Below are 13,833 nucleotides of genomic sequence, written 5' to 3' on the forward strand. Positions count from 1 at the left end.
ATCGTGGTATCTTCCCAGGGGCACGGTATAGCGTGCCCCTGCTTTCGTTAGGGCCGGGTTTTCTCCGTACACAAAACTGTTATGTGGGACCTCGCCACTCACGCTCTCGACACAGCCCGCCTGCGCGGGGCAACCTACGCCGACGTGCGCACCATGCATCTGCGGCAGCGCGACCTGACCACCAAGAACGGGCAAGTGGGGACGCTGGCGCAGTCGGAATCGATCGGCATGGGAGTGCGCGTGATCGCCAACGGCGCGTGGGGGTTTGCGTCCACGGACAAGCTGACGCGCGAGGGCGTGGCGGCGTGCGCGGCGCAGGCCGTGGCGATTGGGAAGGCTTCGGCGCTGGCCAAGCGCGGCGAGCTTGTGCTCGTGCCGGAAGACGCGTACGTGGACAGCTGGCAGAGCCCGTTCCGCAAGGACCCGTTCGAGATTCCTCTGGAAACGCAGATTGCGCTGCTCCTGGCTGCGGACGCGGAGATGCGCCGGGTGAAGGGCGTGACGCTGACCGAGACGGGCATGCAGTTCCGCAAGATCGATTCCTGGTTCGCCTCCAGCATCGGTTCGCGCATCCACCAGCGGAAAGTGCAAACCGGCTGCGGCATTGCCGCCACGTCGTTTCAGGGCGAGGAGATCCAGAAGCGTTCCTATCCCAGCAGCTTTGGCGGGCAGCATGCCCTGGAAGGCTACGAACTGGTCGAAGCGCTGGAGCTGCTGAAGCATGCGCCGCGCGTGGCGGAAGAGTGCGTGGCGCTGCACTCCGCAGCGCAGTGTCCGGAAAAGACCGGCACGCTGATTCTCGAGGGCAGCCAGCTCGGACTGCAGATTCACGAGTCGGTCGGGCATCCCATCGAGCTGGACCGCGTGCTCGGCCAGGAAGCCAACTTTGCCGGGACGAGCTTCCTGACGCTGGACCAGCTCAATCAACTCAAATACGCCTCGGGGATCGTGAACGTGGTCGCCGACGCGCGCCTGGAGCACGGTCCCGGGCTGGGCACGTTCGCCTACGACGACGAAGGGGTTCCCGCGCAGTGCACGGAGATCATCAAGGACGGATGGTTCCGCGGCTATCTCTCGAACCGGGAGACGGCGCATCTTATCGGGCTGCAGCGCTCCTCGGGCACCATGCGCACGGAAAGCTGGAACCGCCTGCCGATCATCCGCATGACCAACATCAGCCTGTTGCCCGGCGCGTGGCCCTACCGCGATCTCCTCGCCGACACCGACGACGCCATCCTCATGGAGACCAACCGCTCCTGGTCCATTGACGACCGCCGCTACCAGTTTCAGTTTTCCACGGAGATCGGCTGGGAGATCAAGGGCGGGAAGAAGGGCCGGATGCTGAAGAATCCGAGCTACAGCGGGATCACCACGGAATTCTGGAACGGCTGCGACGCCATCTGTACGCGCGAGCACTGGACGCTGTGGGGCACGCCCAACTGCGGCAAGGGCCAGCCCATGCAGACCATGGGCACGGGCCACGGCGCCGCGCCGGCGCGCTTCCGCAATGTGCGCATCGGCTCGGCCTTCGCAAAGATATGAGCGCTGCACGCAAAACACGAGACCAGGCGGGGAAGGGCGCCGCGCCGCAACTGCGCTCCGCGCGCGAACTTCGGGGCATCGCCGAAAGCGTCCTGCGCCTGGCCAAAGCCGCGGGCGCACCGGAAGCGGAAGTGCAGCTCGACGAAGTGTCCGACGCGCTGACGCGCTTCGCCAACAATGCCATCCATCAGAACGTCGCGGAACACGGCCTGACCGTCTCCATCCGCACCGTCGTGGACGGGCGCACGGCGCGGGCCACCACCAACCGCGTAGACGAAGACGCGCTGCGCGCCGCGATCGAGGCTTCCCTGTCACTGGCGCACAGCCAGCCGAAAGACCCGCGTCTGCTGCCACTCCTCAGGCGGCAGCGCTACGCGCGCGTAAACCGCTTTGTGCCGGCCACGGCCGCGCTGCGCCCGGAAGAACGCGCCCGGGCTGTGCGCGGCGTCTGCGACCTGGCGGTGAAGCGGGGGCAGAACGCCGCCGGAATCTTTTCCAGCGGGCAGATGCAGATGGCCATCGCCAATTCCCGGGGGCTTTTCGCCACCTACCGCCAGACACGCGCCGAATTTTCCGTCACCATGCAGGAGGCGCCGGCGGCGAGCTGGGCCAAGGCCAACTCGCCGCGGGTTGCGGATATTCATCCGCCGGAGCTGGCGCAGCGCGCCAGCGACAAAGCGCACCGCGGGGTGGACGCGCGCGAGCTGCCTCCCGGGCGGTACACCGTGATTCTGGAACCCGCGGCGGTACTCGACCTCGTCGGGTTCCTTTTCTACGACTTCGCGGCCACGGCGCTGGAGGACAAACGCTCCTGCCTGAACGAGCGCATGGGCACGCAGCTTTTTGGCAAAAACATCACCATCGCCGACGACGTCTGCCACCCTTTGCAGATGGGGGCCCCGTTCGACGGCGAGGGTTTGCCGCGGCAGCGCATGCTGCTGGTGGACCGCGGAGTGCCCAAGAACCTGGTCTATTCGCGGTATGCGGCAAAGCAGGCGCGGAAGCAGCCGACCGGGCACGGATTTGCGCTGCCCAACGAGTATGGGGAAGCGCCGATGAATCTGGTGTTTACCGGGGGCCAGTCCTCGCTCGAGGAGATGGTCGCGGGGACGGAACGCGGGCTGCTGGCCACGCGGCTGTGGTACATCCGCGAGGTGGATCCCTACGAAAAAGTGCTCACGGGGATGACCCGCGACGGTCTATTCCTGGTGGAAAAGGGCCGGGTCACCACCGCAGTGCGCAATTTTCGCTTCAATCAATCGGTCCTGGAGATGCTGCGCAACGTGGAGCTGCTGGGCCCTGCCGTGCGCGCCACAGGTGAAGAAGCGTTCGAAATGGTCGTTCCGGCCATGAAAGTGCGGGACTTCCACTTCAGCGAAGTCACCAAGTTTTAGCCTTTCCCGCGGGTCCAAGAACCCCCGGGAGGACTCCCCGGGCCCCCCACAAATTCCGATTTAGCGAATCGAAATTCTGCGTTGTACATTCCGGCGCCACCCCGGTAAAAAACTAGTATGTATCGTCAGCCACACTGGGGCCATCCGGATCATGACGCTTGCGGAACGGGCTTTGTCGCCCGGCTCGGCGGCCCGCCCACGCACGAAATTGTGGAACTGGCGCTGCAAGCGCTCGAGCGGCTCTCGCACCGCGGCGGGGTGGATGCCGACGGGGCGAGCGGAGACGGCGCCGGATTGCTGACGGCCATCCCCGATGAGTTTTTTCGGGCGCGTGCCGCGGAAGAGGGTGTTGTTCTGCCGGCGCAGTACGGTCTGGGTGTGCTCTTTGTGCCGCCGGCACGCGAGAAATGGGCGCGGGAATCGGTGGAGATGGCCGCGGCCGAGGAGCGGCTGCGCTTTCTGGGCTGGCGGGTGGTACCCACGCAGGGAGACGCGGTCGGCAGCAAAGCGCTGGCCACGATGCCGCGCATTCTGCAGTTTTTCATCGGCGCGCCGGAGGGGGCCGCGGGGACGCGGCCGTTTGAGTCGCGCCTCGCTGTGCTGCGCAAACGCGCGGAGACGCTGGTGCCGGAAGGCGCCTACTTCTGCTCGCTCTCTTCGCGGAGCGTAGTGTACAAGGGCTTGCTCACGCCGGGGCAGTTCCCGCGGTTCTACAGCGATCTGCGCGATACCTCGTTTGAGACGACGTTCGCGATTTTCCACCAGCGCTACTCGACGAATACGCAGCCGTCGTGGCACTTGGCACAGCCCTTCCGGCACATCGCGCACAACGGGGAGATCAATACCATCGTGGCCAACCGGCGCTGGCTGCGCGCCCAGGAGCCGGACATCCGGGCGCAGTTGGGCGTGGAGAGCTGGTTCCGCGTGCTGGAGCCGAACGTCAGCGATTCGGCCAGCCTGGACAACGGGTTCGAACTGGAGCTGCTGCTGGGGCAGTCGCCGGAAAAGGCGCTGCTGCGCATGGTGCCGCCAGCCTTTGCGAACGATCCGGAGCTCCCTGCGGCGGAGCGTGCCGCGCTGGAATCGCTGTGCGAAGCGGAAGCGCCGTGGGACGGTCCGGCCGCGCTGATCTTCAGCGACGGCGAGTATGTGGGCGCGAAGCTGGACCGCAACGGGCTGCGCCCGCTGCGCTACCTGCGCACGCGCGACGGCCTGGTGATTGCGGGCTCGGAGGCGGGGCTTCTGGACGTGCCGGAAGCGCGCATCGCCGAGCGCGGGCGGCTGGGCCCGGGCGAAATGCTGCTGGTGCAGCCGGTGGCGGGCGAAATCTTCCGCTGGGCGGAGGTGCTCGAGCGCGTGGCCGCATCCGTGCCGGAAAGCAACGCCGCGCCGCTGCGACGTCTGCAGTCCGCGGATGCCGCGGTGGAGGCGCCGGAAGAGCCGCAACGTCTGGCTGCCGCGCTGGGCTGGACCGAAGATCAATTCCGGATTCTGTTTTCCGCGCTGCCCAAGGGCAAGGAAGCCGACTGGAGCATGGGCGACGACGCGCCGCCGGCGTTTCTCTCTGCGCTGCCGCGGCCGCTGTGGGACTACTGCAAGCAGCGCTTTGCGCAGGTGACCAATCCTCCCATCGATCCGTTGCGCGAAGCGCACGTTATGTCGCTGGACCTCAACTTGGGGGGCAAAGTGGTGCTGCCTTCGCCGCTGCTCGGCTCCAGCCAGATGGCGGAGCTCGCGGCCCTCCTGGGGCCGGTACAGCGCATCGATTTTACTTTTCCTGTAGTAGACGGTGTCTCTGGTGCGCGCCGCGCCCTTCTTACCCTCGCCGCTACCCCGGCCGGGGCCGGTGCGCGCCCGGGGCTCATCCTGCTGTCGGATCGCGGCGCGAGCCGGGAGCGCGGGGCGTTGCCGGCGTTGCTGGCCACCGCGGCGGTGTGGAAGGCGATGGTCGCGGCGGAACTGTGGGATGTGCCTCTGGTGGTGGAAACCGGGCAGGCGTTCGACACGCATCACGTGGCGCTGCTGGTGGCTGGGGGGGCGTGCGCGGTGCATCCGTATCTGGCGCTGCACTTCGCGGAATCGGCCGTACCGGGCGGCGTGACCGCGATGCGCCGGGCCGTGGATGCGGGCTTGCGCAAGGTCCTCTCGCGCATGGGGATTTCCACGCTGGCCAGCTACCGCAACAGCCATCTCTTTGAAATCATCGGCCTGGAAGAGGCGGCCTGCGCGGAATACTTCGAAGATGCGGCCTCCTATCTCGGCCGCAAGCGACTCGACGACGTGCTGGGCGACTACCTGCGGATGCATTCCGCGGCGTACACCGGGGAAACCGCCGGGCTGCCCGACGCCGGCTTGTACCGCTTCCGCAAAGTGGGCGAACGCCACGCCACGTCTCCGGACGTTGTGCGCCGGATGCATGCCTTCATCAATTCCCCGGACGCCGCGAATTACGAAGCCTATGAAAAGCTGGGCATTCGCGCCGAGCCGGTGTCGGTGCGCGACATGCTCGGCCTGGTACCGGGGCAGGCGGTGCCGCTCGAAGAGGTGGAGTCCGAACATTCCATCCTGCGGCGTTTCAGCACCCAGGCGATGTCGCTCGGCTCGCTCAGCCCGGAAGCGCACCGCACCCTGGCGCTGGCCATGAATCAGCTCGGCGCGCGCAGCAATACGGGCGAGGGCGGGGAAGATCCCGCGCTCTACAGCCGCGAGCCGGCGGCCACGAACAAGATCAAGCAGGTGGCTTCGGGACGTTTTGGGGTGACGGCGGAGTATCTGGTGAACGCCGAAGAGCTGGAAATCAAGATGGCGCAGGGCTCCAAGCCCGGCGAGGGCGGGCAGCTGCCGGCGCACAAAGTGACCGCGTACATCGCGCGCATCCGCCACGCGGTGCCGGGCACGCCGCTGATTTCGCCGCCGCCGCACCACGATATTTACAGCATCGAAGACCTGGCGCAGCTGATCTACGACTTGCGGGCCATCAATCCGCGGGCGCGGATTGGAGTGAAGCTGGTGTCGGGCACGGGCGTGGGGATCATCGCCGCGGGCGTGGCCAAGGCGGGCGCCAACGTGGTCACCATCAGCGGGCACGATGGCGGCACGGGCTCTTCGCCGCTCACCTCGATCAAGAACACCGGGCTGCCGTGGGAACTGGGCCTGCGCAACGCCCACGAGGCGCTGACGCGGACCGGGCTGCGCTCGCGCGTAACCCTGCGCGTGGACGGCGGGCTGAAATTCGCGCGCGACGTGGTGCTCGCGGCCATTCTCGGCGCGGACGAGTTCGGCTTCGGCACCGCCGCGCTGCTGGCCGTCGGCTGCGTGATGGCCCGGCAGTGCCACCTGAATACGTGTCCGGTGGGCATCGCCACGCAGGACGAAACGCTGCGCGCGCGCTTTGAAGGCAAGCCGGAGATGATCGTCTCCTACTTCCAGGCCCTGGCGCACGAGGTGCGCGAATGGCTGGCGCGGCTCGGCGTGCGCTCGCTCAACGACCTGGTGGGCGACGAAACCAAGCTCCGCGCCCGGGTCGCCGAGGACGCCGCCTGGCTCAAGCCCTTCCTGACGGCGCCGCCACGCTCCACGAGCGGCCGCGTGGAATGCGCGCCGCGGATGGTACCCGACGGTTACGACATCGTCTGGCATCCCGGCACGGCGGCCAGCGGGCGCAACAGCGTGCTCACGCTGCGCAACGCGCACCGCACCATCGGCGCGCGCTGGACCGGCGAGTTCGTGAAGCGGCACAGCGCGGGGCAGGCTGCGGACGAGAAGCACGAAGCGGCGTTTCGCGGCACGGCCGGACAGAGTTTCGGCGCGTTCCTGGTTTCCGGCATCACGCTGCGGCTGACCGGGGAAGCCAACGACTACGTGGGCAAGGGGCTGTGCGGCGGCACCATCGCGGTGACCGCGGGGACCCGCGCATCGCGGCGCGGCGACGTGCTGATCGGCAATACCGTGCTCTACGGCGCGACCTCCGGACGGCTCTTCGTCGCCGGGCGCGCCGGGGAGCGCTTTGCGGTGCGCAACAGCGGCGCGCTGGCCGTGGTCGAAGGCACGGGACAGCACGCGTGCGAATATATGACCGCGGGCGTCGCCGTGATCCTGGGTTCCACGGGCTTCAATTTCGGCGCGGGCATGACCGGAGGGCTGGCGTATCTGGCGTCGGAAGCGGAGCACGGATTGAACCGCGAGTTTGTCTCCATTGTGCCGCCCAGCAGCGAGGAAGAGGAGTGGCTGCGCCTGGTGCTGCAGGAGCACGTGCGGCTGACGGGAAGCCCGCGCGCCGCGAAGCTCCTGGCGCAGAAAGGGCCGCTGCCGCTGTGGCGGGTGCAGCCGGTGCAGCTGCCGTGCGCGGTGGAGGCCACCTGGAAGCCCATCCTCGCGCAATTGCGCAGCGAGGCGCCAGCGCCAGCGCCGGAAGGCGTTTCCACAATTTCCCAAACAGTGGTTGGTGCTTGAGCGGTGGTACGTGAAAAGCGGTGGCGGAAGGGTGGATCGGCCTGGGGAGCCGTAAAGAACGGTAAAGTCGCGCAAGATCGGCTATAATTTATTCTTACCGTTCGAATCATGGATTTCGACCAGCTCACCACGTTCGTGCAAGTTTCCAAGCTCGGGAGCTTCTCCCGGGCGGGGCAGAAGGTTTTTCGTTCGCAGTCCGCGGTAAGCGCGCAGATCCGCCAGCTGGAGCAGAGCTACGGCGCGAAACTCCTCGACCGCACGGCACGCTCCGTGCATCTCACCCCCGCGGGAGAAGTGCTGCTGGACTACGCCGTGCGCCTGCTGCGCCTGCGCGATGAATCCCTGCAGGCCGTCGCCGACCACAGCGATTCGGTGCAGGGCCCGGTGGTCTTCGGGGCCAACGAGGCCACCTGCCTGTATCTTCTGCCGGACATCTTCGCGGAGTACCAGAAGCGCTACCCGCTGGTGCAGATCAGCATCTACCGCAATTTCAGCCACAAGATCCTGCAGCGGCTGGAGGAAGGCGCGATTGACGTGGGCATCGTCACCCTGCCGGTGCGCTCGCCGAATTTGAAAGTCCATCCGGTCTTTCGCGACCGCCTGATGCTGATGGTCAGCCCGCGCAATCCGCTGGCGCACCATAACAAGGTCACGCTGGAGGAAGTCGCCCAGCAGCCTTTGATCTTTCCCAAAACCGGCTACACGCGACAGGTGCTGGACAAGCTCTTGCGGCCATACCGCTCGCGCTTGCATGTGGCCATGGAGCTGCCGAGCATCGGCATGATCAAGAAGTTCGTGGCCGCCAATGCCGGCGTTTCCTTCATCAGCGAAAGCTTTGCGCGCGACCAGGTCAAGACCGGCGAGGTGAAACTGCTCTCGCTGGAGGGCGTGGAGCTCTGGCGCGAGCTGGGGCTGGTGTACCGGCGCGACCGCAGCATCCCGCGCGCCGCGCAGGCCCTCATCGCCCTCATCCGCGAGCACCGCAAGACCCACGGCGCCACCGAAGCCGCCTCCCGCTGAGTTCCTCGAAACTCGAAACGCGAAACTCGAAACGCGTGTTCCCCTTGGCAGACGATCTTTGACGAATTTCGGTTTTCGTATTTCGTCTTTCGAATCAGTGTGCGGTGAAATCCAGGCTGGCGATGGCTCGGGAGATGACGTTTTCCTGGATCTGGATGAGATCGCTGTCCGCGTAAGTCATTCCCAGGATGGTGAAGTAGTCCTTGCCGCGCGCGATCACCACCAGCCGGCCCGACCAGTCGTGCTCGCCTTCCGTGCCGCGATAGCGGTATTCCACCGCCGGTAAGCCGCCCACCTGGGTCTTTTTCTGCTCCAAGCGGCGGAAGTTGGTGTAGGCGTCCTGCAGGCGGCGCTCGATGGAGGCCGCGGCGGCGTCCAGGGGGGCATTCGATTTCTCGATGCCGATGACCATCAGCGTGGATTCGTTGGAAGTGCCCAGGGCGGCGATGGCGTTGGGCAGGGCGCGGCGCGCTTCTTCCTGCAGGTTCCAGCTTGGCGCTTTGAACATCCGGAAGCCATAGGTGTAGTTGATGTAGGTGTTGCCCTGGACCTCTTCCCGGTTCGGCGGCGGCGCAGACTCCTGGGGAGGCGCTGCGGGCGGTTCGGCAGGTTTCGCTGCGGGCGGTGTCGCGACGGCGGTTGTCGACGCGACGGGCTTTTCCGCCGCTGTATCGCTCTTGGCGGGAGGCGGTGGTGTCTTCGCCGGAGATGCGGTCTTGCTGGCGGTCTTTTCCGGTTGCGGCGCGGGCTTTGGTGGTTCCGGAACCTCTTCTTTCTTGGCCGCTGGCTTTTCGGCGGGTTTGGGCGGCGCGGGGGTCGAAGGAATGATCGCGGAAATCTTATTTTTTTCGACGAGGACAAATCCAAAGTCGGTCTTGACCTTGAACATGTTGTCTTCGTAGGCGACGATCACCCCGTAGAGTTTTTTGCCGTCCTTGAGGCGGATCTCATCGGCCGCGGCAGGCAGGGCCAGCGCGCAAGCCACGAAGAGCAAGAGGCCGCGCGTTACGCGCAGCGGGCCCATCGGAGGCCTGGGGTGCTTCGGAGGGACAGCCATGCAAAAAGTATGGTCCTGCGCTTTTCGCGCGGCAAGGCTTACGCGCGCGGGGGTGTCCGGCGCGCCACCTCCGCCAGCAGCGCGCCGACGCGCGCCGCCACGCGCTCCAGTTCTTCCACTGCCGTGCTCAGCCGCACGCGCAGCGGTTCCGGCAACTGCCCGTGCGTCTGCTGCAGGGCCAGCGCTTCCGCCAGCAGGCGCAGTTGCTTGCGGTTCCGCGGGTTGAGGCGCTCCCAGAGGCGGCGGCCGGTGCTGCGGTTGCGCCCCAGCCACTCCTCGGCGGTAGTTTCTGGCTGCCCCGCCTCCGGTTCTGGCAGTTGCGGCCCTTGGACTCTTGTCTTAATCATGATGGATAGAACATTTGCTTCTAGCTGTGGCAGCCCGTCAGTTTCCGAAGCCGGTCACGAAGTTCTCGTTGCGCTGTGTATGTCCTTCGACTGTCGCTACGATGACATTCCCTACAGTGGCAATGCCGGAAACCTTGGGATGCCTTCTTCGTACGGTCAGGTGGGAATTCCGCGAGTGGTTTCCATTTGCCGCAACCTGGGCACAATTTGCCTTCGATGTCATTTCTGACGATTATTGCCATCGAGAGTTACCTCCCTTCACTTGCCTGTCTTGCCGTCTTCCTCAGCAATCCCAGTTTTCGTTCTTTGCCATCTTCATCAATGAGAAACGCCGTATTGTTCTTCTCAATCGCAAACTTAACGGGGCCATTCACGGTGAGATTTATCGGTTTGGCTGATTTCCAGTGGAGCTCATAGATCGTAGTTTCTGTTTCGATCGTATAGAGCCATGATTTGATTCTTCCGGCGACAATCGCCCCATTAATAGGCATGGCAACCGCGCCTCCCTCTTTTTCCTCTGCGAATACGAGCTTTCCTGTTTGCCACGCGCGCTGTTTTTCTTTGGCAAGTAGTGGCGTAAGGATAAGGAAGATACAGACCATAGTTAACGGGATTCTTTTTTGCATTTTGGTGAGCCTCACAATTCTCTGGGCAATTGGTAGAACAATGGGCATTCGTAAGAAAGATACTCCTCATTTATTCAGCGGGGCTAGGGTCTCGCAGTGAATCTGCCCGGCGGGCTCGACGCGCCCGGTGACGCGCAGCGCGCGCGTCTCATAGACCAGGCCGGCGAAGCGCTCGTAGACGCCGGGGAAGAGCACCGCTTCGAACAGGCCGCGCTGGTCTTCCAGGGTAATGAACATCATGTTCCGATGGTTCTTGGTGCCCACATGCCGGAATGTCACCACCCAGCCGCACAACGCCACGCGTTTCCCGTGCAGTTCCTCCAGGGCGTCGCTCCAGATTTCGCCGTTGCGCGGCAGAAAGTCCAGCGGGTGCCCGCTGACGCAGACCTCCAGGATCTCCCGCTCGTAGCGCAGCTTCTGCTGCGGCGTGTACTCCGGTGCAGGCATCGCCTGCAGCGCCACACCCAGTCCGTCTTCGGACACGGCCTGCGAAAACAGGAGTTCTGACGTCCCGCAGGGCTCCGAGCCGCTGGGGGTTCGGAGCCGGGGGGCCGCTCCGGGTCTTTTTACCTGCAGCAAGTTCCACTGCCAGAGCAGCTCCGGGCGCGTCCTGGCGCAGACCTCCTCGAACGCGCCGCATTTAATCAGCGCCTCGATCTCGTCGCGCTCGAGCGGCACGCGGCGCAGAAAATCCGGGAGGCCGCGAAAGATGCCGCCGGTTTCGCGGGCGCGCAGGATGGCGGTGATGGTTTCGAGGCGCAGGCCTTTCACCTGCAGCAGGCCGATGCGCAGGGCTTTCTTCCCGCCGGTCAAGATCTCTGCGGTGTACTCCATCCGCGAATGATTCACCGACGGCGGGCGCACCGCGATCCCCCAGCGCTTGGCCTCCTCCACGTACGCCGAAACGTGATAGAAGCCCGCGCCGGCGCTGCACATCGCCGCCAGAAACTCCGCCGGGTGGTGCGCCTTCAGATAGGCCATGCGGTAGGAGAGGTCCGCGTAGGTTGCGGCGTGTGCCTTACAGAAGCCGAAACCCGCGAATTTCTCAACCATCTGCCAGGTCTCTTCGCGCGCGCTGCCGGCCAGTCCCATCTGCGCGGCGGCTTTCAGGAATTTGGCGCGCAGGCGCTCGCGTTCACGCTGCCCGGAGAATTTCGCGGCCGAGCGGCGCACGATGTCGGCTTCCGCCAGGGACATACTGCCCACGGCCTGCGCGATCTGCATCACCTGCTCCTGGTAGATGCACACGCCCAGGGTGCCGCCGAGGATCTTCTCGAGCGCCGGGTGCGCGTAGGTAATCCGTTCTTTTCCGCGCAGGCGCTGCAGGAACAGCTCTTTCGAGCCGTACTCCGACGCGCCCGGGCGGATCAGCGCCAGCGCCGCGGCGATCTCCTCGAGCGTGCGCGCGCGCATGGCCCGCAGCAGCCCGCGCATGCCCGGCGATTCGATCTGAAAAACGCCCATGGTGCGGCCTTCGGAGAGCATTGCGCAGGCGGCCGGGTCGTTCTCGGGAATGGCGTCGAGGTCGATCTGACGGGGGCGCGGGCGCGGCGTCGCGCCGTCCGGAGCAACCTGGACCTCCCGCGCAACGGCGCGTTCGCTCGCGCGTTCGATGTCGCGCGCGATGTCGCGCTCGCTAGCGCACTCGATATTGTCCAGCGCCAGGGACATGGTGGTCAGGCCGCGCTGGCCGAGCAGGTCCATCTTGATCAGGCCCAGGGCCTCCACGGCGTTCATGTCGTACTGCGTGACGACGATGCCTTTCGTGGCGCGTTCGAGCGGCGCCAGTTGCGTCAGCGGCCGCGCGGAAATCACCGTGCCGCAGGGATGAATTCCCAGGTGGCGCGGCGCGTCGTCCAGGCGCTCGGCGACGTGCAGAATCGTTGGCCACGGTTCGTGGTTTACCGGCAGGTCGCGGCATTGCGGCAGCGCAGCGATGGCCGCGCGGATCTCGCGCACCGGGCGGTGCGGCAGCCGTTTGGTGAAGTGGTTGACCTCGCCGGGCGGCACGCCGAAGACTTTGGCGACCTCGCGGATGGCCAGGCGGGCATGCATGGTGATGAAGCTGCCGATCATGGCCACATGCTCCGCTCCCCAGCGCGCGTAGACGTAATCGAGCAGTTCATCACGGCGCGCGCCGCAGATGTCGATATCGATGTCCGGACAATCGCCGCGCTGCTCGTTGAGGAAGCGCTCGAAGTACAGCCCCCAGCGCAGCGGGCAGACGCAGGAAATGCCCAGGCAGTAGGTCACGATGGAGCTGGCCGCCGAGCCACGCGCCACCGCGGGAATCCCGCGGCGCCGCGCCTCCTCCACGATGTCCCACACCAGCAGGAAATAAGGAGCCAGGTGCAGCTTCTCGATCACTTGCAGTTCGTGCGTGAGCCGCGCCAGCACCTCCGGGCGCAGAGGGTTGACCGCTTCGCGGTCAGACTTGAAGTCGTAGCGCCGCCGCGCGCCCTCGAAGCTCAGCTTCCAGAGATAGGAGAAGGGCGTTTCGCCCGCGGGCACGGGAAATTCCGGGAAGAGCAGCTTGCCCAGCTCGAGCTGCAAGTTGCAGCGCTCGGCGATCTCCAGCGTCGCCCGCAGCGCGTCCGCCCGCCCGTGCTGCTCGGCAAAGAGCCGCTGCATCTCCGCGGCGGGTTTGAACCAGGCTTCGCCGCTGGTGATCTCCGGCGGCGCGACGGTGGTCAGCAGCCCGCCGGTGCGGATAGCGTTCACCGCGCGGTGGTGCAGGTGCTCTTCGGGGCGCAGGAAGTGCACGTTGTTGGTGGCCGCGAGCGGCACGCCCAGCGCGCGGCCTAGTTGTTGCGCTTCGCGCAGCGCGCGCCCATCGCCCGGAAAGAGCAGCTGCACCTCCAGATACAGCGCGTCGCCGAAGATCTCCTTCAGCCGCGCGTAGTGACTGGTGACGGGTGACTCGTGGTTCGTGACTAGTGCGATCACGCCCATGCTGTGCTCCGCCAGGGTATCGAGCGGAACGGGCACTTCTGCAAGCTGCCTTTGGGTTACAAGCCGGCACATGTTGCTATAGCCTTGTGCATCCGCCGCCAGCAGCACCAGCGGCAGGCTCGCCGAATTTCGAATTTCGTTTTTCGAATTTCGAAACTCGAAACTCGAAACTGGAAAAACGGTGTCCAGCACCGTGCCCACAATCGGCTTCACCCCCGCCTTCTGCGCCGCCTGATAAAACGGCACGGCCGCGTACATCCCGCCCGTGTCCGTGAGCGCCACGGCGGGCATCTGCTGCGCGGCCGCCGCGGCCACCAGCTCCTCGGGCGATCCCACGCCGCGCAGGAACGAGTAGTGACTGTGGCAATGGAGATGGATGAACATGGTGGTTCGTGACCCGTGACGCGTGCCTGTAACCCGGGCGGAGACACTCGCGCAATGCG

8 protein-coding genes are annotated in these 13,833 nt (G+C 65.7%); 4 read left to right on the forward strand and 4 right to left on the reverse strand.

Annotated elements, in window-relative coordinates; genetic code table 11:
* Positions 1–81 precede the first annotated feature (81 nt).
* From LAN61_13815 to LAN61_13830, 4 genes are all read left to right on the forward strand, one after another.
* Entirely contained in the window at positions 82–1,542 is a 1,461-nt protein-coding gene (locus LAN61_13815) for a TldD/PmbA family protein (protein MBZ5541589.1), read from the forward strand.
* The gene (locus tag LAN61_13820; protein ID MBZ5541590.1) at positions 1,539–2,936 is read left to right on the forward strand and encodes a TldD/PmbA family protein; all 1,398 of its coding nucleotides are present in this window, start codon (positions 1,539–1,541) and stop codon (positions 2,934–2,936) included. The genes LAN61_13815 and LAN61_13820 overlap by 4 nt, the downstream gene beginning before the upstream one ends.
* A 117-nt stretch (positions 2,937–3,053) precedes the next feature.
* Complete coding sequence (gene gltB, locus LAN61_13825; protein ID MBZ5541591.1) at positions 3,054–7,388, forward strand: glutamate synthase large subunit; 4,335 nt, start codon at positions 3,054–3,056, stop codon at positions 7,386–7,388.
* Between the two features lie 108 nt (positions 7,389–7,496).
* Positions 7,497–8,408 carry a LysR family transcriptional regulator gene (locus LAN61_13830; GenBank protein MBZ5541592.1) on the forward strand — a complete coding sequence of 304 codons (912 nt, stop codon included), beginning with the start codon at positions 7,497–7,499 and terminating at the stop codon, positions 8,406–8,408.
* A 94-nt stretch (positions 8,409–8,502) separates the two neighbouring features.
* On the opposite strand, the gene LAN61_13835 is transcribed toward LAN61_13830, so the two are convergent.
* The 4 genes from LAN61_13835 to LAN61_13850 all read right to left on the reverse strand — a co-directional run bounded on the left by LAN61_13835 (position 8,503) and on the right by LAN61_13850 (position 13,774).
* The gene (locus LAN61_13835) at positions 8,503–9,465 is read right to left on the reverse strand and encodes a hypothetical protein (protein MBZ5541593.1); all 963 of its coding nucleotides are present in this window, start codon (positions 9,463–9,465) and stop codon (positions 8,503–8,505) included.
* A gap of 38 nt (positions 9,466–9,503) precedes the next feature.
* Positions 9,504–9,812, reverse strand: a complete 309-nt coding sequence (locus LAN61_13840) for a hypothetical protein (GenBank protein ID MBZ5541594.1) — start codon at positions 9,810–9,812, stop codon at positions 9,504–9,506.
* Between the two features lie 248 nt (positions 9,813–10,060).
* Positions 10,061–10,486: a hypothetical protein gene (locus tag LAN61_13845; GenBank protein MBZ5541595.1), complete on the reverse strand. Its 426-nt coding sequence runs from the start codon at positions 10,484–10,486 to the stop codon at positions 10,061–10,063.
* An 18-nt stretch (positions 10,487–10,504) separates the two neighbouring features.
* Complete coding sequence (locus tag LAN61_13850) at positions 10,505–13,774, reverse strand: DNA polymerase III subunit alpha (protein MBZ5541596.1); 3,270 nt, start codon at positions 13,772–13,774, stop codon at positions 10,505–10,507.
* Positions 13,775–13,833 lie beyond the last annotated feature (59 nt).

It is taken from the genome of Terriglobia bacterium, from assembly GCA_020072785.1.
Classification (GTDB): Bacteria; Acidobacteriota; Terriglobia; order Acidiferrales; family UBA7541; genus Acidiferrum.

Coding starts and splice junctions, on each gene's coding strand:
- LAN61_13830 (MBZ5541592.1), top strand. CDS start 7,497: ATGGATTTCGACCAGCTCACCACGTTCGTGCAAGTTTCCAAGCTCGGG.
- LAN61_13820 (MBZ5541590.1), top strand. CDS start 1,539: ATGAGCGCTGCACGCAAAACACGAGACCAGGCGGGGAAGGGCGCCGCG.
- LAN61_13835 (MBZ5541593.1), bottom strand. CDS start 9,465: ATGGCTGTCCCTCCGAAGCACCCCAGGCCTCCGATGGGCCCGCTGCGC.
- LAN61_13840 (MBZ5541594.1), bottom strand. CDS start 9,812: ATGATTAAGACAAGAGTCCAAGGGCCGCAACTGCCAGAACCGGAGGCG.
- LAN61_13850 (MBZ5541596.1), bottom strand. CDS start 13,774: ATGTTCATCCATCTCCATTGCCACAGTCACTACTCGTTCCTGCGCGGC.
- LAN61_13815 (MBZ5541589.1), top strand. CDS start 82: ATGTGGGACCTCGCCACTCACGCTCTCGACACAGCCCGCCTGCGCGGG.
- LAN61_13845 (MBZ5541595.1), bottom strand. CDS start 10,486: ATGCCCATTGTTCTACCAATTGCCCAGAGAATTGTGAGGCTCACCAAA.
- gltB (MBZ5541591.1), top strand. CDS start 3,054: ATGTATCGTCAGCCACACTGGGGCCATCCGGATCATGACGCTTGCGGA.